The following is a 21,753-nucleotide window of genomic DNA, read 5'->3' on the forward strand; positions in this document are numbered from 1 at the left end:
CGGCTCCTGGCCCTCCGCCGAGGCGTCACCGGCGGCGGCGGTCTCCACGCCCGCCGCGGGCGCGTTGGGGTCCTCACCGCGGACGCGCGCGGCCATGGCGTCGATCTCCGCGGCGGCGGCCTCCGCGGCCGTGCGCCGTGCGGTCTGCTCCGCCCGGATCGCCTCGGAGCCGCCGGCCAGGGCCCGCATGGACGCGAGACCGTCATCATCGATCTGGTCCCGCGCGGAGAGCGTCGCGAAGGCCTGCGCGGAGAGGGTGAGGGCGTCCGCCAGGTTCTCGTCCGTGAGGGCGGTGAGGTAACCGGCGTCGGAGAGCTGGTTCAGGTCCTGCGGGAGCTCGAACTCCATGGGGGGTACTCCGGAGTGTTCACGTTCCAGAGCCCGGCCCAAAACCAGCGGCGTAGGGACACAGCATAGCCACTCACCAGCGGCGTAAAGCGGGTCTCACGGCCGCGCGGGCGGGGAGTGGACGCGTGGCCCTCCCCGCCCGTGTGCGGGCCTCTACGGTCAGCTTGCGGCCGGGGCGGCGGCGGTGAGGGCGGAGCCTGCGGCGGTGAGCGCGGCCGTGAGCGGGTAGACCACCGCGCCGCCACCCGTGGCGCGGACCACGGCGCCCTCGTGCGCGTGGGCCTTCGCGGCCGACTGGAGGGAGGAGCGGTCCGCGGGGGTGCGCACCGTGGTGGCCGCCTTCACGACGGGGCCGGCACCCGCGTGGAGAACCACCTCATACGTCCCCTTCGGCCAGGCGAAGTAGACGGCCTCGCCGGTCTTCTTGTCGCGGACGACGCTGGAGGCGTACCGGTCGGCCACGGCTTCCGCGGTCCCCTGGCTGGAGGACGTGAACGCCGGGCGCTTGGCCGCCCCGGCGTTCGCGACGACCTCGAAAGTCTGGTGCTTGTTCTGGCAGCTGCACGGCATGAGGGCCGGCTCCTTCCGGGAGAACGGGTGGGGTCAGAAAGCGGCGGGCGCCGGGGGCGTGGTGGTGAACGCGGCGGCGAGCCGGGCCACCTCCGCCCGGCGCTCCTCGTCGCGTTCGCTCTGGCGGCGGGTCAGGGCGTCCAGGAGGCCGTCCAGGAGCTCCGGTCGGGCGAGGGCGGACGCGGTCAGGGCCTCCAGCTCCCGGGCCCCTGCGGCGGGCGCCTCCTCTGGCTGCGCCAGGACCTCGAGGTCCCCGCCGTGCCCGGCGGCGGAGGCGGCCAGGGCGATGTTCGAGCGCTCCACCGCGGCGGCCAGGAGCGGACTGGAGTGCCCGGGCACGGGGACGGAGAGCACGGCGCGGAGCTGCCATGTGCCGGACGGGGCCTGGCGCATGTGGTAGCTGGGCTGGCAGGCCTGGAACACGGTCCGGTCCCACTGGCTCAGCCACGGCGCGGCGGCCCCGGAGAACCAGAGTCCGCGGTCGTTGAGGCCCACGGTGACGACGCCCGCCACGGTGCGGGAGTCATCGAACTGGCACACCGCGCTGTCGCACTCCGCGCCGTCGCGGGAGTGGGGGACGTTCATGGTGAACGCGCCGGCCTTGACCAGGCTGCCGTCATCGAGTTGGAAGCGGGCGCGGAGGAAGTGCGTCATGTCCAGGGCGCCCAGGGACTCGATGGTGAGCTGCCGGCCGGGGTAGCCGGCGTGTGGCTCCCCGGCCTGCGCGACCCACCCGAAGATCCGGCCGTTGGCGTAGTTCACGCCCTGCGCGCCCGGCGGTAGCTCCTCCACCGTGGGCTCCCGGAACCAGGCCGCGGGCATGGGGTCCGCGTCCTGCATCGCTGACCACGCGGACGCGGTGAGCTCCCCCAGCACCTCGTCCGAGACGGGGTGAAGGGTCACGCCGGCGGACGCGCCCACGGTGGTCTCCGGCGGGCGTCCCTCCGGCATGGCGGACGCGCCGACGTAGAACCCGGGGCGGAGCCGGACCAGCTCTCCGTCCTTCGCGGCCGCGTTGAGGTGCTTGCGGACCGTGGACACGGCGAGGCCTACCGCGCGGGCGACTTCCGCCGGGCCGACCGCGGCCGGGCAGGAGCGGACGTACTGGACGATGCGGCGCCGGGAGTCACCGGCCGCCGTCACCTCCTCCGGGCGGGCGGACGCGGCGGCGTCCTCGCCCTCCGCCGGGTCCAGGACGATCCGGGCGCCGGCGAACGCGGGGACGGCCACCAGGGTGGCGCCGCGGAGCCGGGCGCGGGTGATGCGGAACAGGAACTCCCCGGAGCTCTCGGCGTGGACGACCACGCCGGTGTCCGTGTCGTCCGGGTCACCGGCCGCCGCGGTGATCGCGTCGGGGAGGAGTCCGGTACCGCGGAACGCGGCGACCAGGGCGCCCGCGTTGACCTGGCCGCCGGGGCCGGTCATGAGCTGGACGGTGTGCCGCTGCCGGGCCAGGACCGGGCCGGACGCCGTCCACTCCGCCGCTGGCTGCGCGGTGATCGCCCAACCGCCGTCATCCAGGTGGAGCACGGACATGGAGGGCAGGGACGCCAGGAGCGCGAAACCGCCGTCTTCCCCCTCGGTGAGGGTGCGGTCCACGAACTCACAGTCCACGTCGTCCAGGTCGACGGACACCCCGAGCGGCGCCTCCTCGTCCAGGAGCATCGCCGCTTCGGCGCCGGCTCGTTGGCCGAGGTAGAGGACGCCGGACCCGGCGATACGGTCGCCGTCCCGGTTGACGGAGCCGATGGCGCCGGCGAGCTCGGCGCCCTCGTGGCCGCGGAGCATTTCGTCCGCGTACTGGAGCGGCCACGGTCCGCCGGCCCACTCCAGGGCGCCGGCGGCGAAGAGGCGCCCGTCTCCGGTCTCCTGGTTCTCGAACGCCAGGGCCGTGTCTCCGGGGGTGGTCCAGGTGCGTGTGGGCATTCCGGCCGCGGTGGTCTCTTCGGGCATGGCGTCCTCCTCGGGAGCCAGGGGGATATCCAGGTGATCGCCCGCGAAGGCCAGGCGGACGCGGTCGAAGGTGATGGGGCCGAGGCGGTCCTCCAGGGCCGCCAGGAGGGCCGGGTCCTCGCTGTACGCCGCGCACACGTGCGGGACCCACGGGGAGTGTTGGACGGGGAGCTCCGGCCGGTGGTGGGTGTTCTCCAGGGCGTCCGTCGTCAGGGTGTGGAGGGCGGTGAGGCGGGGCGCGTCGTCCGGGGCGTCGCGGTCGTCGCCTACGGCCCACACCCATGACGGGGAGTCGGATCCGGCGTTCCAGTGGTTCGCGCCGAACGCCCGGGCGGTGAGCGGGCCGCCGAGGTCCGCCAGGCGGGAGCGGACGGCGGCCGCGAGCTCCTGGCGCTGGTCCTCGCTCCAGTCGGCGCCCTGGTCGCCCAGGAAGTAGAGGGTGAGGTGGAGCTCGGCGGCGTCCTCTCCGCCCTCGATGGCGAGGCGCGCGGCGTCCTCCTCGGTGGGCAGGAGAGCGATCATGCCGCCCATGAGGTGGCTCCCGTCCCCGGCGGCGGTCACGCCCCGCCGATTCGTAGGTTGGTCCCCGGGGTCGTCCTGAGAAGCGAAGACGCCCGGGCGCTCCTGCGGCAACGGATCGAAGGCGGCGGAGGAGCGGTCCTCCGCGCGGGCCAGGACGAGCCGGCACCGGCAATTCACGACGAGGGAGGCCGGGGCCGTGGGGTCGCCGGGCTGCATCATGTCGACGCCGCCCACGTTGAACGGGTCGTCCAAGAGCTGGAGTTGCCCGTCCACGGCATCGTGGGTGTGGCGGACGCGGGTGTCTCCGCGGGTGCGCCACTGCTTCACCAGCGGCCGGTCCGGGCCGGTGAGGGCCCGCGCGGCCTCCAGGGTCGCGGTGTTCCAGGCGCGGGAGGCCTCCGTGGCCGCGGTGCGCTCCTCCCTGACGCGGCCGAGTTGCGCGCCGTCCGCGGCGAAGCGGGCCAGGAGCCGGGCGCGGAGCTCGTCCAGGCCCTCTCCGGCGTCCAGGCCCGCGGCGAGCTCCTGGCGCGCGACGTCGGCCAGGCGGTCCCCCACGGCCGCGAGGAGGTGTTCCGTGGTCGTCACGTATTGGCCGAGGTCCCCGGGGAGCTCCTGGCCGTTGTCGTGGCGGCCGGGGAGGTCGGTCCAGGTGTCGTCCAGCTCTCCGCCCACAGAGTCCGCGGCATCGTGCGCGGCGGTCTCCGCGACGCCCAGGAGCCGGCGCACGAGGCGCGGCACGCGGGAGGTCCACATGCGGGCGATGGAGCCGACGGAGAACCGTGCGGCCACCAGCTCCTCCGCGTCAGCCACGGCGTCCGCGAAGGCCTCCGCGACCTCGTCCAGGACGGTGCGCACCAGGCGGCCCACCGCCTCCTCCTCGCCCTGGAGAGCTGTCTCCGAGTCAGCCACGGCCGGCCACCTCCTGGCGGGTGCACGGCTGGGCTACCGGGCCGACGTAGACGACCGCCTCCCCGCGGTAGCGGAGCCCGCCGGGCCCGTCCAGGCGGACGTCCGTCACACCGGAGAGGCGGTTCAGGCTGGTGGTGAGGAGGCCACCGCAGGCCGGGCAGAGGGAGAGCTCGTCAAGGTGGTCCGGGCAGCGGGACGCCCAGTCCTCCGGGTCAGACACGGGGGTTCTCCTTCGGGAAGCGGGGGTCATCGCAGACCTGGCACCAGGCGTAGCGGCCGACCGTGGTCACGCCGCCCGGCTCCAGGAGGAGGAGGTCCCCGGCCAGGCGCGTGTACGCCTTGCACGCCGGACACCACTCCGGGGCGGAGGTGCCGGGGGTGACGGTGAGGACGAGGTCCGCCGGCTGGGGCGTGCCCTGACGCCGGCTCATGCGGCGACCGCCAGGCATGAGGTGCGTAGCGCGCCGGAGGTCTGGTCGAAGCTGTGCGTGATCCCGGCGGGGATGAGCTCGCGGCAGTACGTGTCCAGTGACGCGGTCAGGCACTCTGCGTCCAGGCCGAGGCGGCCGGCGACTTCCCCGAGGCGCGGCCAGGCGCCCTCCAGGAGGCCCCATTGTTCGACCTGGCCGTGTTCCACGCGGATGACGGTGTGGAGGCGGGCCGGCTCGATCTCCCGCGCGCGGGCGCGCTCGGAGCGCGGGCAGGCGGGCGTCTTGCGGAGCTTGTCTCCGGCGAGGGTGAGCGCGGTCCAGATCAGTCCGTCGACGGCCTCCAGGACGGCGGCGGGGAGGCCGGGAGCGGCGGACGCCGGGAGCGTGTCGGGGATGCCCTGGTCCTCGTCCACGGGGAGGTTCGTCTCCTCCTGGCCCGCGTCTGGGTCGTCCTCGGGCGTCTCGGGGCGGCGGCGGGCGGCCTCCTTTTCGGCGGTGGGGGCGTCGGCCTCGTCGAAGCCGGTCTCACGGCGGACGGCGGCGGCGGAGATCGCGCCCGCGTTGTAGAGCTCCAGGGCGGTGGCGGATCGGTTCGCCCGTACGCGGAGGTTGGAGGTGTCGACCACGACCAGGCAGCGGTCCGCGTCCTGCACTTTGTCGGCCTGGAGGAGCGGGCGGAGGTAGGTGGTGGTCAGGGCGTGCGCAACCGTGTCGAGGGGCGGCTCCACGCCGAGGGTGACCGCCTCGTCTTGGAGCGCCCACGCGGACCAGTGGTTCGAGTCGCCGAGGCCGAGCATGACCTCCGCGGGGACGTCCAGGCCGGTCGCGAAGCGGCGGATTGCCTCGTCCCTCAGCTTGAGGGCGAGCTCGTCAAACGGGGACTCGAAGGTCAGGCGCTTGATTTCCCCGATCGCCTCGGCGGGCACTTCCAGGATGATCGGGACCGTGGCGGCGGCGGACTCCGGCTCCCGGTACGCGGTCTCCGCCACCTCCATGAACACCTCGATGAGGTCGTCTTCCGCGTTGCCCTGGACGGGCGTGGAAGGGAACCGGGTCCCCTGCGGAACGAGGAGGACGCCCCGGCCGGTCAGGCGGGAGCGGGCGATTGCGGAGACGGCGGCGTTGAGGAGGTGCAGCTCCTCCAGGAGGCCGAGGGACGCGCGGAGCGGGGAGTCTGCCTCCAGGAACCGGCGGGGGTGCGGCTTCCACACGCGCAGGGCGATCGGCGCGCTGTCGTCCTGGACGCTGCTCTCCGGGTCCGCGGGAGGGATCTCCACCAGGTCCCCGTCAATCTCCGCGATCATCTTCTGCCCCTGCGTGCGGAGCTCCTGCGTGGAGAGGACGTGCCACTCATGCGTGCCGTCGTCCCGGGGGCGGATGACGATCCACCCCTCGCCGGCCACGACCAGGTGCGGGCCGAACGCGCCGAGCATCTGTGCTTGGCCCTCGGGGCCGCCGGCGATCTGGGAGACGATCTCCGCGGCCGGGTGGCCGTCCGGTACCGGCTCGATGGTCACGCCGTCATCGGCGCGGCGGCCGGCATAGAGGGTGGCGCGGCTCATGCCGCCGGACACCCACTGGGCGGCGAAGCGGACCTCCGGGGTGGTGTCGTAGAACCCCCAGGCGCGGTCCTGCCAGCCGGTGTCCGGCGCCTTCGTCTGGCCTTTGATCTTGCGGGAGGTGTACCGGGAGGCGGCGGCGGTGATGACGCGGCGGGTGCCCGGCTTCACGACTGGCCCTTGCGGGAGTCGTCCCAGCGGTTGAGGAGGACCGCGCCTCCGGCCACGGCGAACCACTCCAGGCCGTGGATGAGGAGCGGCGCCCGGTCCCATGTGCCGGTGGTCAGGAGGTAGGTGCCGAGGACGGCGCCAGAGAGCCACCAGCCGGTGCAGTAGACGCAGGTGATCAGGGTGACGATCGCCGCGCGGAGGGTGGACTCCGGGCGGCGCGTCTGCCAGTCGATGACCTTGTCCCGGGCGGGGTCCAGGATGGAGTCCCACACGGCCAGTTGCGTGGCCCGGTATCCGGCAAGTGCCAGAACGAGCAGCACGGGAATTCCGATCATTTCCGCCCCTTGCATGATCCACCGACGGTCGGCGGAGCATCATAGGCCCACGCGGCGGAATGGTCGGCGGGTAAACCTCCAGGTCAGGGCAGGGTTTTAGATCATGATGGGGTTTAGTGCGTAGTAATTCTGATCAATTCTGGTGCGGAATTCCCCAGGGAAAGGGGTAGGGTGCCGCGCACGGGGCCCCGGCGGTTATGCCGATGCAGTGTCCGGACGGCGTGGGGGTACGCGCCCCACTGGCCGACGCCGCCCCGCCACCCGGGCCCCGCGGCTGGCGTGCACATCCGCCGCGGGGCCCCGTTCACAGCGACGCGGAACGCGACGAAGGCTCCCGGCCTCGCCAGCGGCCCGCTGGTAGGGCGGGTGCTTACCCTTGCCCCGTGACCGAACAGACTGGCGAAGAGGCGGACCAGGAGTACGCGAAGCTCGTGGACCTGGCGGTGAGGTCCCTGGAGGCCCACGAGAGGGCCGTGGCGGGCCCGTACAGCCCGGAGGCGTGGGCGCCGTGGCGAGAGGCTGGCCACGCCTTCCAGGAGGCCGTAAGGGAGTACGTCGCCGCCGGGGAAGGGCGAAACCGCTTCGAGGTGGAGATGTCCGCGAAGGCGGCCGCGAAGGCACGGCGCGCCGGGAGCTGAGCAGGCACACGAACGCCCGCCCCCGCACGTGTGCGAGGGCGGGCGTTGCGTTTCAGCTCTCGTCCGTGTCCTGCGGGCCCCCGGGCCGGGCGGTGGTGCGCGGGCGGGCGAAGCGGGCGCGAACGGCCTTGACGGCACGCGGCGCCACGTCACCGGCCACGGCCGGGATCGCGTGGTAGGCCAGGATCATCACGGCCAGGCCGGCGACCTCGCCGAGTGCCTTAGGCGCGTAGGGCTTCCCGAGGGCCGCGGCCTCCGCGCGACCCTGGCTCCTGTAGAACTCGCGGAAGGCGGCGGGCCCGCCTCGCTCACTCGCCTCTTTCGTCAACTCGGTGTACGCGCTCGTCATGGGTCACTCCTCGGGTGCTCTCCGGAAGGCTGATGCTCGCAGGCCGGCGCCGCGCCTGGAGGCCTTTTCGGGGAATGAGCCGATACGGACACCCAGCCGGGACAGGGGTGCCGGCGCACCAGGTCAGAAGTCCGGGCCGCTGAACGGCTCGCCCGCCGGGAGCTCTCCGCGGCCGAGCGCGGCGACCCACGCGAGGCGCGCGGCGCGGGCGGCGACGGCCGGGCCGTAGCCGAGCGGCACGAACACCACGCGCGCGGAGAGCTCCGCCATGGTGGAGCCCGCCGGCGTGAGGCCACCTGGCGCGTACTCCGGCTCCCGGCTCACGCCGCTCCTCCGGCGGCGGCCTCCTCGAGGGCGCGCCGCGCGCTGGTGGCGTAGGCGTGTCCGGCCGTACGGACGGCGTCCGCGTCGGTGTCGCCGGAGTCGTGGCGGTCCAGGGCGCGCCACACGGGCGCCAGGCGGCCGGCGCGCTGCTCCGTCCACGTCTGCCACCGGGCGAGGTCCCGCACGAGTTCCAGGGTGTCGCTGGCGGCCTGGCGGAGGCCGAGCTCCTGGAGGCGGGTGGCGACGTCGGCCAGGGTGTCCGGCCGGGCGGCGAGCTCCGCCAGGCTCCCGGCGTGCTCGTGGATGTAGTTGTGGCTCCCGCCGCTCATGGCGCCCTCTCGCTCCTGGTCTCCGGACCGGGAAGGGTAGAGCACCCGCGGACGTGAGCCGGCCCCCACCCCGTGCGTCTAGGGGAGGTGGGGGCCGGAGTGGTGGCGCTTTCGGCCGGTCGGCATTTTGGCTACCCGATCGCCTGTCGGACCTCATCCGCCGGTGGCTGACCCCTGCACCGTCGAGCGCCGCAACCCCCGGGAGAGGTTGAGTCGGGGGGTGGGTGCCGTTCTTCCCGTATCCCGATCGCGGCCGCAGGTACGCCCAGCCAGGCGCCGCCCAGCGTAGCCGGGTCCGGGGACGGGGTTGGAGAGCGCATGGAGGCGTAACGGGGGGCGTGTGTACGGGTGTTGCGTGCGCCTCCCGGGTGGCCGATACCGTTTGCCGTGCTGATCCTCTTCGAGGTGTCTGCTTGGCCCGGACGGCCTGGAGGTCCCCCGCGGCAATCGGGGGACCTCCGCTTTCCGGTCCGTTGACGTCGGCTGAGGCGTGGGAGCCTGGCCGCATGTCGCTGACTGAATCCCTCCTCCGGACGTTCATGGAGAACAACCCGCAGGCCCACTACGCCGCGCTCCACGACGTGGAGGAGGCCGCCACCGTCCACCGCACCCGCATCGTGCTGGAGGCGCTGAGTACGGCGCTGGAGGCTGAGGGCCTGGACATGGAGGCACGGCGCCGGGTCGGCACCCGGCTCGTGGACACGTGCCTCCTGAGCGACCGGGCCCGGAAGTGGCGCAGTGAGGTGGAGCGCCTGGCGGCGACCACGCCGGCCGCCAGCATCCGGGATGCGCTCCGGTAGGTCAGGCCGCTTCCCATTCGTGGGGGCGGCCCCCGCGCCACTCCACCCACGTCGGGTCATCGAGGAGGGTGTCCGGGTCGAGGAGGCCGGCTCCTTCGAGGAACACGATCAAATCGTGATCGCTGTGGGCGAGGCCGATGATGCGGTCGCGGATGGTGACGCGCCGGCCGCCGCTGGGCGACGGCCGGTGCACGACGATCGGCGCGTCCGACATCACTGCAGCGTGCATCACGCCAGGGGGCTCCGCACGTCCGGTCACCGCGTGCGGGAGCTCCCGCCGCCGATGGCGCGCCCGTACCGAGACGCCGCCCGGCCGCCCTGGCCACCGGGCTGACCGCGGCGGGCCGGGGAGTGCACGGCGGACGCTTTCAGCCACTCCGCGGCGAACGCCATGACCACCGCGTCTCCGCGGTCCGGGGACCGGCCCAGCCGCTTCACCAGGTCCTCCTTCGGCTCCACCCGGATCTTCGGCGGGACGCCGGTGGTGGTGTCCCACATCGGGGCGGTGAGATCGGCCAGGAGCTCAGTGTCCGGGGGGAGCATCACCTCCGGCTCGTACGCGGGGTCCAGGAGCTCCCGCATGCGCCAGTAGGCGGCGGAGCGCGTGTTGACGAACCCCCACTCCCCGTCACGGGTGCGGGCGGTCGTCTTCGCGGCGCCGGTGTACGCGAGGACGGGGGCCTCCAGCTCGCGGAGGCGGTCCACGACGCCGCCGCCCACGCCGATGGAATCGACCACCGGCATGATCTCCCCGGCCTCTCCAGTGGCCGCCTGGACGCGCGCCACGGTGCGCATGGTGTCTTCCTTGTCGTGGGCCTCCAGGCCCGTGATGGTGACGCCCCAGCGGTGCGCGAGGATCGTGGAGTCTCCGCCCGCGCGGGCGACGTCCACGCCGGTGAAGCGCCGGCCCTCCAGCGGCGGGCGGCCGGCCAGGTCCCACACGTGCCACCGCTCCACGGCCGCCTCCACCCACGCGAGGGGGATCACGGAGTCCTCGTCCGACGCGTGGAACTCGCCCTCCACGCGGTTGGCGTACATCGCGGAGTCCCGGCCCCACTGGCGGGCGCGCTGCTGCGCCCACTCCGGGGAGATCCGGCCGGCCGCGATCGCCTCCGCGAGGGTGACGTGGCGGACCCACCAGTCCTCCAGCCCGGGTTTGCGGGAGTGGATGTCGTAGAACCGGCCGGCGGGCGGGCCGGGCGTGGAGATCGCGAACGCGAAGGCCTCCGGGAGCTCTCCCGGGGGTCCGTCCGTGTGGCCGCCGGAGAACGCGCCCTCGATGGCGTCCCAGGTGCCGTCCGGGACGATCTTGGCCTCGTCGATGAGGTAGAGCAGGGAGTCAGCGTGGGCGCCCTCGATGAGCTCCGGCTTATGGGATGCCACGGGCGTGGCGGCGCCGTTCTCCAGCTTGAGGTTCAGCGCCAGGAGCTCCGTCCGCTCGGAGAACGGCTCCCGGCCCACCTGGTCCCACCGGATGCGCTTCGCCCACTTCCTCAGCTCCGGGACCAGGTAGACGGAGAGGTGTCTCCACGCGGAGGCCGTCATGATCACCTTCCAGTCGATCCCGGCGGCCTCCCGGGTGGTGGCAAACCAGAGCACGGCGATCGCGGCCATGCCGGTCTTCCCGAGGCCGTGAGGGCCCCGTGCGGCGACGCGGCGGTGCGCGGGGATCGCGGCCAGGCAATCGTCCTGGTAGGCCGTCAGGCCCTCGCCCGGCTCCCACGCGAGGCAGTCCCGGGCCCAGCCGACCGGGTCGTACATGTAGCGCAGGACCCGGCGGGAGTTCTGGCGGGAGCGGGCCCGGCGGACGACGTCCCGGACCTCCCTCAGGGCCGTGATGTCGCCGGTCGCCACCAGCGCGCGGACCTCCCGCTCCAGCTCGGCGCGGGACCTCACGGACCCCCCTCCGCCCCGCCGTCAGCGTCGCTGCCGTCGAACATGGCAAGGATCTCTTCGCCGAGGCGCTGCGCCTCCAGGTTGACCCTGGTCGGGGCCTTCGTGCCCTCCACGTCCGCCCGGCCGGCCAGACACCGGAGGATCACGTCCGCTGCCTTCTTGTCCTTCTTCTGGATCGCGTCCGGCCAGAACGCGGCCTGTAGCCGGTCGTAGCGGGCCACCGTGAGGGCGCGCAGCTCCTCCACGTTCTCGTGCTGCTCCCGGAGGTTCGCTTTCAGGGCCTCGCTCACCGCGGTGCACGCGGCGCCGGGTGAGGCGTAGCCGACGCGGTCAGCGATCGTCGCCCAGTCCACCCCGGCGATGCGGAGCGCCGTGGCCTGCGCTCGTTTCTTCGCCGCGGCGGCGCGCTGCGCCTTCGATGCGCCCATGAGGCCCCCTTTCCAGGGTCTTGTGGGTTCCAGGGATGCCCGCGCCCCGGCCGTTCCGTGGGCGGGGGTGCGGGCGGGGCGGGGGGTTACATGCCGGTGGGGGTGGCGAACGCGCCGAGGACGCACCAGGAGTGCCAGCGGAAGAGGACTTCCGGGCAGCACCAGCCGGCCTCCTGGACGGCCTGGAGGAGGGTGGCTTCCGGGTAGGGCTGGAGGACACCGCGGAGGGCGCGGGCCTTCGCGCGGATCGCGGAGTCGGGGATGCCGTGCTGCTCCTTCCAGTCGTGGGAGGCGTCTCCGGCGATCTCCGCCCAGCGGGAGTCCGGGGGCCGTACCTTCTCCGCGACGATGAGCGCGCCGGTGGCGGCGGCGCCGGCGCGGGCGTTCGCCAGGGCCTTGACCCGGTCGCGGACGGGGAGGAACTGGAGGGTGAAGAGGGCCAGGGTGAGGTCCGCCCGGGCGTACTTCACGGCGGGCTCGCGGACGTCGCTGACGTCGTAGAGCGCGCTGAGGTTGGAGGCGCCGGAGAGTAGTTCCTCGGCGCGGGTGAGCATCGTGATTTCGCTGTCGATGAGGACCGCGTGGAGGGTGCGCTCCGGGTGGCGGGTGGCGATGCGGTGGACGGTGGTGCCGGTGGAGGCGCCGAGGTCGACCACCAGGCCGTCATCCGGGAGGAGCCAGTCCGCGGCCTCGGCCACCAGGTCCTGGATCGCGTCGTAGAACGGGACGGAGGCGCGGACGTGCTCGGGGAAGACGGCGGTGACCTCGGGGGTGAACTGCCATCCGCCGCGGGGGAAGCGCTCCGCGATGTCCGGGCCGTCCTCCTCCCGTACGGCGCCGGAGGCGGGGGTGGTGGTGTCAGCCGTAGAGGCGGTGGTGTTCGGCACGGTAGTACCTCGCAGGGTCGGGGAGGGTGCGGGAGATGAGTGGCTTGAGGCCCAAGCCGTCCTGGAAGCCGACCTTCGGGCGGCGGGTGATGGAGGCGGGGAGCCGGTCGGCGTAGGCCGCGCTGAGGACGGCTTTGCGGCCGGCGGGGGTGTCGGCGTCTCGGACGACGTGCCGGGGCATGGAGAGGGCGAGGGTGACCAGCTCGGGGTCCAGGAACGGGAGGCGGGCCTCCACGCTGTGGGCCATGAAGGCTTTGTTGACGCGGGGGAAGTTCCGTACGGCCTGCGCGGCCACCAGGTGGCGGCGGTAGCCGTACCAGCCGGCCTCCGCGAGGCCCCGGTAGGCGTAGCCGTAGGAGGCCCAGAGCTCGTCCGAGCCCTCTCCGCTGTAGGTGACCTTGAAGCCGTCCGCGTGCATGCGGGCGGCGAGGGCGAGGCACGGCCAGGTGATCTCCACCTGTGCCTTACGCGGCTGCTCGATGACCGCCAGGGCGTGGGTGAGGTCGTCCGCGGTGGGCGGCGCCACGTCCACCTCCACGAGCGTCACGCCCAGGGTCTCGGCGGCCTCACGGGCGCACCGTAGGTCTCGGGAGCGGGGGTCTAGGCGGGCGGTGTAGCAGGTGAGGCCGGGCCGGTGGCGGACGAGCTCGGCGACGATGGCGGCGGAGTCGAGGCCGCCGGAGAGGAGCGCGCACACGGGGACGTCGGCCACCAGGCGCCGGAACACGCCGCGCGCCAGGGCGCCCCGGAGCTCGCGGGCGGCGGTGTCCCGGGTGAGGGTGGGGTTCGGGGCGGCGGTGAGCTGGTGGTGGAGGTGCCGGCGGATGCTCCCGGCGGTGGAGAGTTCCCACCACTGCCCGGCCGGTACGTCGACCACGGCCGGGCCGCAGCGCCGGCCGAGCGCCCGGAACGCTTTGAGCTCGGAGGCGACGAGGAGCGGGGCGGCCTGGTGGACGTGGAGGGGGACCTCGCCGTGGCGGTCGCGCGCCACGTGGAGGATGCCCGGGCGCCGGGCGTCGGTCCAGGCGAGGCCGTACATTCCGTCCAGGAGCGGGAGCGCCGTCTCGGGGCCGAGGACGTTCAGCGCGGCGGCCACGACCTCCGTATCCCCGCTGGTCGCCCAGGTGCGGCCGGGGGCTGCGTCCTCCACGCGGTCCGTGATGTCGTTCTGGTTGAACAGCTCCCCGTTGTAGACCAGGCACACGGGGCCGTCGCGATACGGCTGGTCCGCGCGGGCGGTCGGGTCCTGGATCGCGAGGCGGGTGTGGCCGAGCGTCACCCCGCCCTCCTGAACCGTGGCGGCGGCGTCCGGGCCGCGGTGGTCGAGGGCGGCCACGGCCGCGGTGAGGTCCAGGGCGCCGGCGGCCGCGATGATGCCGCACACCTCAGATCACCCCGCGTTCGCGAAGCGGGATGAGGACCTGGTCCCGCACGGTCGCGGCGATGTGGCTCATCATCACCGGCGGGACCGCGCGGCCGATGCGCTCCCACCGCTGCTCATACGTCCCGGTGAGCTCGAAGTCCGGGGGGAACCCGCCGATGGCGCGGAGCTCCTGGAGGGTGAGTTTCCGGGCCTCGGCGTAGTGGGTCACGCCGGCCTTCGTGACGTGGCCGCCCTCCGCGCTGATCGTCTGGGCCGGCCGGTCCGGGGAGAGGCGCTTGAGGCTGAAGAACCGCTCCGAGGAGCCGCCGGGCGGGGTGTCACGCCAGGCCTCCCCGATCGCGTACCGGCTGATGGTGATGTCCTTCCCGGTCTCCGGGTCGTGCGTGACCTCCCCGGCTGGCGCCGGGTCGTGGACCTGGAAGTGACGGGAGTTCATGCCGCCCACGCCAACGGTGATCGCGGGGCTCGGCCTGTCCGTGACGTCGCCCTGGCCGCGCGCCCCGGACGTGTCGTGCACGAGGCGGGGGACGGCGGGGAGCGCGTCACGGACGGTGTACTGGTACGGGAGCGGCGCCGGGAAGGCGGGCTCCATGTTCAGGTCCTCGCGCACGCCCATGAAGATGAGGCGCTGCCGGGACTGCGGGACGCCGAGGCGGGAGGCGTCCAGGAGCCGCGCGGCCACGCGGTAGCCGGGGGCCTTGAGTGCGGACAGGATCTCCAGGAACATCCCCTTGGCCGTGCCCTTGACGAGGCCGCTCACGTTCTCGGCGACGAAGGTCCGCGGCTGGAGCTCGCTCAGGACGCGGGCGTACTCGAAGAACAGGTCGTCCACGCGCTGGTGGGTGTCGGAGTACGCCTTGACGGTGCCCCAGCCGGCCTCCCGCTTGCCCATGGTGGAGAACGCGGCGCATGGCGGGGACCCGTCGTAGAGGTCCAGCTCCCCCACGGCCAGGCCGGTGGCGGCGCAGATGTCCGCGCCGGTCACCTCGCGGATGTCCCGGGTGTCCAGCACGGTGTACGCCGCGGCGTTTGCGCGGTAGGTGTCCTGCGCTGCCGGGATGAACTCCGAGGCCCAGCGGACGCGGAAGCTGGCCATGCGGTAGCCGAGGGAGGAGCCGCCGCAGCCGCTGAACGTGGAGGCGGCAGTGAAGCCGTTCCACGGGAGTGCCCGGATCTCCTCCATGGACGGGACCCGGTACGGAGGCTTCGCCGCGGCCGGTGTCGCCGCGGACGGCCGCCGCATCACTCCCCCGCCCCCGGGGCCGGCTTCCCGCTCCACGTGTAGGAGCACTTCGGACACTGGTACTCCGTGGGGATGTCCTCCCCGAACTGGGGGAACTCCTCCTCCCCCTCCTCCAGGGGCGGGACGGCGTGCGCGATCTGGCGGACCTCGGCCTCCGTGTAGCCGGTGCCCTCGAACCCGTCGTCGTCCAGGTAGGACAGGAGCTCCGCCAGGGCGTCCCGGTCGTAGTCGCCCACATCGTTCGCCCGGTTGTCGACGAGGTTGATCCGGCGGGCGGTGTCGTCGTCGCAGACGATCACCTCCACGCGTGCGGCCGGCGTCCAGTCCTCGCCCTGGCAGACGCCACAGGGCCGTTCCTCACCCTGGTGGGTGGCGCGGTAGTCGCACGCGCCAGCGCCGTGGAGCTGGAGGGCCTGGAGCGTGTGGTTACCGGCCAGGACGACCAGCGGCCCGTCCGGCTGGACGTGACGGGCCACCAGGCCGCGATACTGCCCGTTTCGCTTGAGGCTGGAGAGGATGAGCTCCACGTCCCCGCGGCGGGCGTTGCCGGGGAACGGCTGGAGCTGGTCCAGGGGGACCGTGTCGGTACGGACGTGGGTGGAGGGCGGCATGGCGTTGCTCCTGGTCGCGTGGGGTCGGCGGCCCAGGAGGATAGGCGCCCCTCATGATCACTTTCAGACGGTCAGGGGAGCGCCCGTCGGCGTGCCCGGCGCCGGGGCGGAATGAGCGGTTCAGCCTCGCGCGCCACCGCGGCCGGTCAGGATTCTGTTCATGGACTCAACGATCACCGCAGCACTCGTAGGTTCCCCCGCTGTCCTGGTCACCGCAGCGGCCGCATTTGGAGCGGGCCGGGTGCAGGGACGCGGGGCCGTGGACTCCGTGCGTCGGGCGTCACAGCGGGAGTCTTACGGAAAACTCCTGGCTGCCTGCTACACGTTCAGTTCCCAGGGCAGCCCCATCGCGGCCCGCCTCGGGAGCTGGCGACTCAACGCACCTGCCAACCCTCCGCTCCCGAATCTGATGACCGCCCAGCAAGCGGCGGAGCTACTTGAGACCCTGGCGGAACGTATCGGTGAATGCGCAGCGGTGGTGCGGCTGGACGGCCCTCCGCACATCGCACGGCTCGCACACGATCTATGGGAGCAGGCGTCGAGTATCGCGGCGGAAGCCGTGCTGTACGTGCTCGCCCCTGAACGAATGACCGGGGCGCCGTTCGAGCACGCGGTCTTCTACGACAAAGCGGTGACGACCTTCGCGGAGGAGGCCAGCGCGTACCTGAATACGGGCCGCCTTCCCCGCTGGCGGCTTAGGACGCGACTTGCCCGTCGAGGTCGCCCGATCCGGTTGTCCGACGGGAGGACTGCCCCGGGTGAATAGAGGTGCGGCGGCTGGATACACGGCGCGCCTCGCCAGGGGTCGGACCGGATTGAGCAGTTCAGCCACGCGGGCCGGGGGCGGCGGGCCAGGATTCTGTTCATGGACCCCGCGATCTCCGCCGCCTTGGTGGCCGTCCCCGCATCTCTCTTCGCCGCCGTGACCGCATACGGTGCGGGACGCGTCCAGGGACGAGGTGCGGTGGATTCCGTACGACGGGCGTCTCAGCGCGATTCGTACGCCCAATTCTTGTCCGCTTGCTGGGCGTTCAACGATGAGCTCCACCTATGGATGCATGCTGTTGACGGTCGGCCGTGGTCTTTCCATCCCCCACCGCCACCTCTTACTGGCAGTACCAGTGAGGCTCTCCAGAGGCTCGGTGAGCTGCAAGGTTCGATCGCAAAGCGCGCTGCCATCGTGGCGCTGGACGGGCCTCCGCCAATCGCCTCCATTGCAGATCAGGCGAGACAGTGGGCAAGCAACATCATCTTTACCGCGCACACCGTCCACCGAACAGCGGACGTAGCGGAAGCGGAGCGTCTGCCCGTCTACTACACGCTGGCTGATGAGGTCCGCGCCTTCCACTGGTCGGTCGCGCTCTTCGGGGAGGAGGCCAGTGCGCACCTGAATACCGGCCTCCTCCCCCGGTGGCGACTTAGGCCCCGGCTCCCCCTCCGAGAGAACCCCATCCGGCTAGCGGACGGGCGGACCACCCCAGACGAGTAGTTGCGCGGCGTTTGTTCTCGTCGGAATGCCACTGGCGGAACGTTCGGCCGGCCTGGCGTTTGCGGAAGCGCGGGATGTGGGTGCCGTCATGAGACGTCCAAGCCAGCGGCCTTGAGGAGCGCAGCGACGGTGACCACGCTATCCGCTGTGTGCCGGGAGTCGATGACGGCGACGAGGGCGCGGAGCGCGCGGAGCACGATCTCCCCCGCCGGTAGGTCGGGGAGGACGTCGCGGGCGGCCGTGATGAGGCGGGAGGCCTCGTCCCCGTCCGCGACGGTGAGGACCACGGAGCCGCGTGCCGCCGGCGCGGGTGTGCCGCTGGTCGCGGGGACGCTCGAGGTGGCCGGGCCTCCAGTAGGTGACGCGGCGGTCGGGGAGGGCGCCTGGCTGCCGCTGGAGGGCTCGGGGGCGGGCGTGGGCTCCGGGGTGTCGTAGGGCTCGGGTTCGTCGGTCTCGGCCTCGGCCAGGTACTCCAGGAGGTCCGTGAGGTCGGTGTCCGTGTAGCCGGTGCCGGCGAGGTCTCCGTCCATGTCGTCCAGGAGCGCGGCGAGGGCGGCGTCGTCGTAGGAGCCGGCGTCCGAGGTGCGGTTATCGGCGAGGACGATGCGGCGGGCGGTGGCGTCGTCGCACTGGTAGATGGCGCACTGGGCGGCCGGCTTCCAGTCCTGGCCGTGGCAGAGGGCGCACGGGCGCTCCTCTTCACCGTGGCGGGTGATGAGGCCGCACGGGCCGGGGCCGTGGGCGGCCATGGCCTGGAGGGTGTGGTTCCCGGCGAGGACGATCAGCTTCCCGTCCTCCAGCTCGCGCACCACCAGCGGCCGGAACTGGCCGTTCGCGGTCAGGGACTCCAGGATCATGCCGACGTCGCCGCGGCGGGCGTTGCCGGGGTAGCCGGTGAGGTCGCCCAGGGGGTGGGTCTCCAGGCGCTGGAAGACGGCGCCGGGCGTGGTGGTCATCTGGGGGTCTCTCCTGGTCGGCCGGGGTGCGTGAGGCCGGAGGAGGATAGGCGCCCGTCATGATCAGGTCTGGGCGTGCGGAAGGGCCCGCCCCGGGGTGTGCTCGGGTGCGGGCCCTGGCGGGTGAGGCCGGGTCAGGTGAGGGCGGCCACGGCCGCGCGGAGAGGTGCGGTGTACTCGTAGCCGAGCTCGGCGTGCGCGAAGTGGCCACCGTCCAGCTCATCGTCGTAGCGGATGAGCGGGGCGTGGATGAGTACCCGGTCGTCGGTGAGCGTGGCGGTGATGCTGTCCGGGAGCGGCGCCCCGCCGGCTGCCCTCCACTCCCTGTACCGCGGGTGCGTGAGGACCTGATCCAGAGCGGCGAGGAGCGCGGAGCGGGGGCCCGGGGCGAGGGTGTCCCACGCCCCGATGGCGCACCAGGCGCCGGCGCGTTCCTCCGCGGTGGTCGTCCGCTCGCGGCTGAGGGTGGCGGGCACGTAGACGGAGGCGGCCAGATAGGCGGACTCGCGGCGAACCTCGACGTCCCACCAGGGGGTCATGGTGGTGCTGGGTTTCAGGATGGCTCCCATGCGGTGCTCCTTCGATGCGTGCGTGTGCCCGGTTAACGAGCGGGCGGCCCGTACGGGGCTCTGAGTTGTCGACCGGTTCAGGGGTTGCGGTGGTGGACGGTGTAGGCGGGGAGGACCCGTTCTACGGCGGCGACCAGGTCGGCGGGGCGCCGCTGCCCGGGGATGCGGGCGCGGGCGCGGAGGTACGCGGTAAGGCGGGGCGCGGGGATGATGCGGAGGCCGTAGAGCTCCAGCTCGGTTGCGCGCCGGCCGTGGGGGCCGTGGAGGGCGGCGCCGTCCATGACGACCAGAGGCGTGACGGGCACGCCGAGGAGGCGGGCGACGGTGGCGGCCTCGTTCTGGAGGCCGGTGAGCCGGCCCGTGACGTCCCGGTCGCCGTGGAAGAGGTGGCCGAGGCGGACGGTGACGGGGTATCTGCTGCTCCAGCTCTTGGTGTCGGGGAGGAACACACCGCCGGCCGGGGAGATGAGGAGGTGGTCCACGTTCTCCCGGCGTCCGGGTAGGGCCAGGTCGTGGAAGATGTGCCACCCCTCGGCGTGGAGGGGTTCGAGCCGGCGGGCGGTGCGGCGTTCCCCGCGGGCGCCCTCCTCGTAGCGGCTCGCGAGGGCGCCGGCGCGGGTGGGGATGTTGAGGGCGTTCGCGAGGCGGACCAGGGGGGTGCGTAGGGCGCGGGCGCGGGCGGCGGCGGATGCTCCGGCGCCGGTGGTCGGGCGGTGGTGGCGCCACCACCAGACGGCGGCGGCCACGAGGAGGACGGCGGTTAAGGTCACGGCTCCTGCTCTCTGGCGGGGCCCGGGCCGTGGGTGGCCCGGGCCGTGGGGGCGGTCAGTGGCACGGGCACTTGCAGGGGCAGTGACCGCAGTCGGGGTTCTGGCAGTCCTGGTGTCGGCAGTGGCCGCACGCGTAGACCTGGTGCGGGAGGCACGAGCACGGGCGGGCGGCGGCCGGGGCGGGCGTGGGGTCCAGGAGGGCGTCCGCCGCCTCCAGGTGAAGCGCGGCGTGTTCCTCGCGGAGCGTGGCCAGGGGGCGCCCGTCGTAGGCGCGGGCCAGGGTGTCCGCCACGCGGTGGCGCTCCTCCTGCGGGGTGCGCGGCCGGTGGGCGTCCACCACCGGGTGGAGCCAGACCGGCCAAGGGAGCGTGTAGTCCGCGCGGTACGGGACCTCCTCCTCCGACACGAGGACGGACACCTCCTGGAGGTCCTGGCCGCGGTAGAGGAGACGTACACCGGTGACGGGGCCCTCCTCCTCGTCTGGGGCGCCGGTGACGGTGAACACCAGCTCCACGAGCGGGCGGGCGGGGCGGGCGGCGGTGACGGTGATGGACATCGGGTCCTCCGTGTTGTTCGGGATGTTCGGGTTGTTCAGGCGGCCAGGGCGTAGCGGCCCTCGCGGAGGGCCTTGAGGCGCTGGAGCTGGTAGCCCATGCCGGGCGCGCCCTCCAGAGGTGCCGTGGCGTGGGGCCATGCCTGGCGGGCGGCGGCGGTGTAGGCGGCGCCGGCGAGGACGATCACCTCCCGCGCGTGGCCGAGTCCGAGGGCGCGGGCCTGCGCGCGGAGTTGTTCGCCGGTGACGGAGCCGGCCTCGCCCATGCGGAGCTCGTAGGGCGCCAGGACGCGGTCCAGGGGGACCAGGCCGTGGAGTGCGGAGAGCACGAGGACCGTGCCTCCGGGGCGGGCCAGGGCGTCCGCGGCCCGGCGGCATGCCCGGTGGAAGCTGCCGGTGTAGAGCTCCCCAGCGGGGGCGGGCCGGCTCAGCTTCGCGGCGCCGCACGGGATGACGATCACGCGGCCCGCGGTCGAGGTGGGGAGCGGGAGACGGGTGGCGGACGGGCGGACGGTGAGGGCGCGTCGGGTGGCGACCTCCAGGGCGACGGGGAAGAGGCGGGCCAGGCGGGCGGGGCGGCGGGCGGCGTGCTCCAGGTGGGCGGCCAGGGTCCAGCGGGTCCAGGCCGGGAAGGCGGGGAGGCCGCGGCCGGCCTTTACGGAGGCGCGCATCGCGCGGATCCACGAGCCGTAGTTGGCGTGTGCGTCGGCGTCCACGGACATGTTGTCCAGGGGGGTGCGTACGTCACGGTCCGCGCCGTACGGGCGCCAGCGCACGCACTTCGGGCCCACGGAGATGACCACGCCGCCGTGCGCGTGGTGGACGCGGGGGCCGGGGCGGTGCTCGGGGAGGCACTGGACGCGCAGCCCGGGGACGACGATGCCCGGCCCGGAGATCACGTCTGGCAGCTCGTCCCACGTGAGGCGGGCCTCATCCGCGGCCTGGTTGGCGGCCTCGGCGGCGGCGTGCTCCAGGTGGCGGGTAAGGGACCATGCCGTCCACTCCGCGTAGGGGAGCGGGTTCCCGGCTCGCCTTGCGGCGATCTCCGCCCGGACGGCGGCGCGGTTGTCGAGGTGGGAGGAGGCGTCCACGCGCATGTGGTCCAGCGGGGTGCGGACGTCGCGGTCCCACGCATAGGGACGCCAGCGGACGCACTTCGGGCCCACGGAAACGATGACGCCGCCGCGGGGGTGGCGGACGCGGGGGCCGGGCTGGTGCTGCGGCAGGTACTCCACGTGCACGCCAGGCACGACGACGCCCGGCCCGGCCACGATCCCCGGCACTCTGTCCCACATGATGCGCTCCGTTCCCGGGAGGCTCCGCGCCACCCTGCATCCCCATATTGGCAATCTGACTTTGCAAAGTCAAATTGCATAGCGTGATTGCTAGGCGCGGCGCGGGGACAGAGGGGGGACACGGCCGGGGACACCGCCCCTACGGCTGAGGACACGGCGAGGACATCAGGCGGACACGGGCGGGCGGGGAGCGTGTCCCCACAGGTCAGGGGCGGAGGACACGTCCCATGCGGGATGTCCTCCGCCCCTGGCTGCCTTCGGGTCCTCAGCGGATGACGACGCCGTCTTCGTCCGTGCGGATCTCGGCGTTGCAGTGACCGCAGACGAGTTCAAAGGCGCTGCGGGAGCCGCGATAGAGGGTCATCGGGGTGCCGCAGTGCTCGGGGGGTTCGTGGAGGTCGACGCCGTCCCCCGGGCGGTATCCGTGGCTCATT

25 protein-coding genes and 1 pseudogene are annotated in these 21,753 nt (G+C 73.3%); 3 read left to right on the forward strand and 23 right to left on the reverse strand.

Annotated features, from left to right (window positions below; translation table 11 throughout):
• The 7 genes and pseudogenes from L1885_RS00995 to L1885_RS01025 form a co-directional block, all read right to left on the reverse strand.
• A pseudogene (locus tag L1885_RS00995) lies at positions 1–348 on the reverse strand (major capsid protein); the annotation flags it as partial.
• 159 nt (positions 349–507) lie between these two features.
• Positions 508–918, reverse strand: coding sequence for a hypothetical protein (locus L1885_RS01000; RefSeq protein ID WP_235794980.1), 411 nt, complete (start codon positions 916–918; stop codon positions 508–510).
• A 33-nt stretch (positions 919–951) separates the two neighbouring features.
• Positions 952–4,302 (reverse strand): phage minor head protein, encoded by a 3,351-nt coding sequence (locus L1885_RS01005; RefSeq protein WP_235794981.1) that lies wholly within the window; start codon positions 4,300–4,302, stop codon positions 952–954.
• Positions 4,295–4,522, reverse strand: coding sequence for a hypothetical protein (locus tag L1885_RS01010; protein WP_235794982.1), 228 nt, complete (start codon positions 4,520–4,522; stop codon positions 4,295–4,297). Before L1885_RS01010 ends, L1885_RS01005 begins: the two co-directional genes overlap by 8 nt.
• Positions 4,515–4,733 (reverse strand): hypothetical protein, encoded by a 219-nt coding sequence (locus L1885_RS01015; RefSeq protein WP_235794983.1) that lies wholly within the window; start codon positions 4,731–4,733, stop codon positions 4,515–4,517. The genes L1885_RS01010 and L1885_RS01015 overlap by 8 nt, the downstream gene beginning before the upstream one ends.
• The gene (locus tag L1885_RS01020) at positions 4,730–6,463 is read right to left on the reverse strand and encodes a hypothetical protein (RefSeq protein WP_235794984.1); all 1,734 of its coding nucleotides are present in this window, start codon (positions 6,461–6,463) and stop codon (positions 4,730–4,732) included. Before L1885_RS01020 ends, L1885_RS01015 begins: the two co-directional genes overlap by 4 nt.
• Entirely contained in the window at positions 6,460–6,798 is a 339-nt protein-coding gene (locus tag L1885_RS01025; protein ID WP_235794985.1) for a DUF1360 domain-containing protein, read from the reverse strand. The genes L1885_RS01020 and L1885_RS01025 overlap by 4 nt, the downstream gene beginning before the upstream one ends.
• A gap of 383 nt (positions 6,799–7,181) precedes the next feature.
• Between L1885_RS01025 and L1885_RS01030 the strand changes: the two genes are divergently transcribed.
• Complete coding sequence (locus L1885_RS01030) at positions 7,182–7,436, forward strand: hypothetical protein (protein ID WP_235794986.1); 255 nt, start codon at positions 7,182–7,184, stop codon at positions 7,434–7,436.
• 52 nt (positions 7,437–7,488) lie between these two features.
• On the opposite strand, the gene L1885_RS01035 is transcribed toward L1885_RS01030, so the two are convergent.
• The 3 genes from L1885_RS01035 to L1885_RS01045 all read right to left on the reverse strand — a co-directional run bounded on the left by L1885_RS01035 (position 7,489) and on the right by L1885_RS01045 (position 8,438).
• Positions 7,489–7,785 carry a hypothetical protein gene (locus tag L1885_RS01035; RefSeq protein ID WP_235794987.1) on the reverse strand — a complete coding sequence of 99 codons (297 nt, stop codon included), beginning with the start codon at positions 7,783–7,785 and terminating at the stop codon, positions 7,489–7,491.
• A 123-nt stretch (positions 7,786–7,908) separates the two neighbouring features.
• Positions 7,909–8,109 carry a hypothetical protein gene (locus tag L1885_RS01040; RefSeq protein ID WP_235794988.1) on the reverse strand — a complete coding sequence of 67 codons (201 nt, stop codon included), beginning with the start codon at positions 8,107–8,109 and terminating at the stop codon, positions 7,909–7,911.
• On the reverse strand, positions 8,106–8,438 hold the full coding sequence (locus tag L1885_RS01045; RefSeq protein WP_235794989.1) for a hypothetical protein: 333 nt from the start codon (positions 8,436–8,438) through the stop codon (positions 8,106–8,108). The genes L1885_RS01040 and L1885_RS01045 overlap by 4 nt, the downstream gene beginning before the upstream one ends.
• 506 nt (positions 8,439–8,944) lie before the next feature.
• On the opposite strand from L1885_RS01045, the gene L1885_RS01050 reads away from it, so the two are divergent.
• Positions 8,945–9,238 (forward strand): hypothetical protein, encoded by a 294-nt coding sequence (locus L1885_RS01050; protein WP_235794990.1) that lies wholly within the window; start codon positions 8,945–8,947, stop codon positions 9,236–9,238.
• A gap of 1 nt (position 9,239) precedes the next feature.
• Here L1885_RS01050 and L1885_RS01055 read toward each other — a convergent pair whose 3' ends face one another.
• From L1885_RS01055 to L1885_RS01085, 7 genes are all read right to left on the reverse strand, one after another.
• Positions 9,240–9,452 (reverse strand): hypothetical protein, encoded by a 213-nt coding sequence (locus L1885_RS01055; RefSeq protein ID WP_235794991.1) that lies wholly within the window; start codon positions 9,450–9,452, stop codon positions 9,240–9,242.
• A 41-nt stretch (positions 9,453–9,493) separates the two neighbouring features.
• On the reverse strand, positions 9,494–11,134 hold the full coding sequence (locus L1885_RS28755) for a hypothetical protein (RefSeq protein ID WP_268983449.1): 1,641 nt from the start codon (positions 11,132–11,134) through the stop codon (positions 9,494–9,496).
• A complete protein-coding gene (locus L1885_RS01065; protein WP_235794992.1) occupies positions 11,131–11,562 on the reverse strand; it encodes a hypothetical protein in 432 nt (143 codons plus the stop codon). The genes L1885_RS28755 and L1885_RS01065 overlap by 4 nt, the downstream gene beginning before the upstream one ends.
• A gap of 86 nt (positions 11,563–11,648) precedes the next feature.
• Positions 11,649–12,449: a methyltransferase domain-containing protein gene (locus tag L1885_RS01070; protein ID WP_235794993.1), complete on the reverse strand. Its 801-nt coding sequence runs from the start codon at positions 12,447–12,449 to the stop codon at positions 11,649–11,651.
• A complete protein-coding gene (locus L1885_RS01075; RefSeq protein WP_235794994.1) occupies positions 12,421–13,833 on the reverse strand; it encodes an asparagine synthetase B family protein in 1,413 nt (470 codons plus the stop codon). The genes L1885_RS01070 and L1885_RS01075 overlap by 29 nt, the downstream gene beginning before the upstream one ends.
• Before the next feature lies 1 nt (position 13,834).
• A complete protein-coding gene (locus L1885_RS01080) occupies positions 13,835–15,016 on the reverse strand; it encodes a DNA cytosine methyltransferase (RefSeq protein WP_235794996.1) in 1,182 nt (393 codons plus the stop codon).
• Positions 15,017–15,075: 59 nt separating this feature from the next.
• The gene (locus L1885_RS01085; RefSeq protein WP_235794997.1) at positions 15,076–15,687 is read right to left on the reverse strand and encodes a ParB/RepB/Spo0J family partition protein; all 612 of its coding nucleotides are present in this window, start codon (positions 15,685–15,687) and stop codon (positions 15,076–15,078) included.
• Between the two features lie 409 nt (positions 15,688–16,096).
• Between L1885_RS01085 and L1885_RS01090 the strand changes: the two genes are divergently transcribed.
• A complete protein-coding gene (locus tag L1885_RS01090; protein WP_235794998.1) occupies positions 16,097–16,453 on the forward strand; it encodes a hypothetical protein in 357 nt (118 codons plus the stop codon).
• Positions 16,454–17,262: 809 nt separating this feature from the next.
• Here the strand turns inward: L1885_RS01090 and L1885_RS01095 are convergent.
• From L1885_RS01095 to L1885_RS01120, 6 genes are all read right to left on the reverse strand, one after another.
• Positions 17,263–18,132 carry a ParB/RepB/Spo0J family partition protein gene (locus L1885_RS01095; RefSeq protein ID WP_235794999.1) on the reverse strand — a complete coding sequence of 290 codons (870 nt, stop codon included), beginning with the start codon at positions 18,130–18,132 and terminating at the stop codon, positions 17,263–17,265.
• Between the two features lie 134 nt (positions 18,133–18,266).
• Positions 18,267–18,701, reverse strand: coding sequence for a hypothetical protein (locus L1885_RS01100; RefSeq protein WP_235795000.1), 435 nt, complete (start codon positions 18,699–18,701; stop codon positions 18,267–18,269).
• Between the two features lie 77 nt (positions 18,702–18,778).
• The gene (locus L1885_RS01105) at positions 18,779–19,471 is read right to left on the reverse strand and encodes a nuclease-related domain-containing protein (RefSeq protein ID WP_308117263.1); all 693 of its coding nucleotides are present in this window, start codon (positions 19,469–19,471) and stop codon (positions 18,779–18,781) included.
• 55 nt (positions 19,472–19,526) lie between these two features.
• Entirely contained in the window at positions 19,527–20,027 is a 501-nt protein-coding gene (locus L1885_RS01110) for a hypothetical protein (RefSeq protein ID WP_235795001.1), read from the reverse strand.
• A gap of 35 nt (positions 20,028–20,062) precedes the next feature.
• Entirely contained in the window at positions 20,063–21,319 is a 1,257-nt protein-coding gene (locus L1885_RS01115; protein WP_235795002.1) for a DUF6884 domain-containing protein, read from the reverse strand.
• A 265-nt stretch (positions 21,320–21,584) separates the two neighbouring features.
• Positions 21,585–21,752, reverse strand: a complete 168-nt coding sequence (locus L1885_RS01120) for a hypothetical protein (protein WP_235795003.1) — start codon at positions 21,750–21,752, stop codon at positions 21,585–21,587.
• Position 21,753: the final 1 nt, after the last annotated feature.

This window comes from Streptomyces fuscigenes (assembly GCF_021556455.1).
Taxonomy (GTDB): Bacteria; Actinomycetota; Actinomycetes; order Streptomycetales; family Streptomycetaceae; genus Streptomyces; species Streptomyces fuscigenes.

What these genes read in the sequence shown, in the direction of transcription:
- L1885_RS01045 (WP_235794989.1), bottom strand. Translation starts at nt 8,438, where the DNA reads ATGAGCGGCGGGAGCCACAACTACATCCACGAGCACGCCGGGAGCCTG.
- L1885_RS01100 (WP_235795000.1), bottom strand. Translation starts at nt 18,701, where the DNA reads ATGGGAGCCATCCTGAAACCCAGCACCACCATGACCCCCTGGTGGGAC.
- L1885_RS01055 (WP_235794991.1), bottom strand. Translation starts at nt 9,452, where the DNA reads ATGTCGGACGCGCCGATCGTCGTGCACCGGCCGTCGCCCAGCGGCGGC.
- L1885_RS01050 (WP_235794990.1), top strand. Translation starts at nt 8,945, where the DNA reads ATGTCGCTGACTGAATCCCTCCTCCGGACGTTCATGGAGAACAACCCG.
- L1885_RS01120 (WP_235795003.1), bottom strand. Translation starts at nt 21,752, where the DNA reads ATGAGCCACGGATACCGCCCGGGGGACGGCGTCGACCTCCACGAACCC.
- L1885_RS01035 (WP_235794987.1), bottom strand. Translation starts at nt 7,785, where the DNA reads ATGACGAGCGCGTACACCGAGTTGACGAAAGAGGCGAGTGAGCGAGGC.
- L1885_RS01110 (WP_235795001.1), bottom strand. Translation starts at nt 20,027, where the DNA reads ATGTCCATCACCGTCACCGCCGCCCGCCCCGCCCGCCCGCTCGTGGAG.
- L1885_RS01090 (WP_235794998.1), top strand. Translation starts at nt 16,097, where the DNA reads ATGACCGCCCAGCAAGCGGCGGAGCTACTTGAGACCCTGGCGGAACGT.
- L1885_RS01095 (WP_235794999.1), bottom strand. Translation starts at nt 18,132, where the DNA reads ATGACCACCACGCCCGGCGCCGTCTTCCAGCGCCTGGAGACCCACCCC.
- L1885_RS01025 (WP_235794985.1), bottom strand. Translation starts at nt 6,798, where the DNA reads ATGATCGGAATTCCCGTGCTGCTCGTTCTGGCACTTGCCGGATACCGG.
- L1885_RS01085 (WP_235794997.1), bottom strand. Translation starts at nt 15,687, where the DNA reads ATGCCGCCCTCCACCCACGTCCGTACCGACACGGTCCCCCTGGACCAG.
- L1885_RS01000 (WP_235794980.1), bottom strand. Translation starts at nt 918, where the DNA reads ATGCCGTGCAGCTGCCAGAACAAGCACCAGACTTTCGAGGTCGTCGCG.
- L1885_RS01015 (WP_235794983.1), bottom strand. Translation starts at nt 4,733, where the DNA reads ATGAGCCGGCGTCAGGGCACGCCCCAGCCGGCGGACCTCGTCCTCACC.
- L1885_RS01080 (WP_235794996.1), bottom strand. Translation starts at nt 15,016, where the DNA reads ATGGAGGAGATCCGGGCACTCCCGTGGAACGGCTTCACTGCCGCCTCC.
- L1885_RS01065 (WP_235794992.1), bottom strand. Translation starts at nt 11,562, where the DNA reads ATGGGCGCATCGAAGGCGCAGCGCGCCGCCGCGGCGAAGAAACGAGCG.
- L1885_RS01115 (WP_235795002.1), bottom strand. Translation starts at nt 21,319, where the DNA reads ATGTGGGACAGAGTGCCGGGGATCGTGGCCGGGCCGGGCGTCGTCGTG.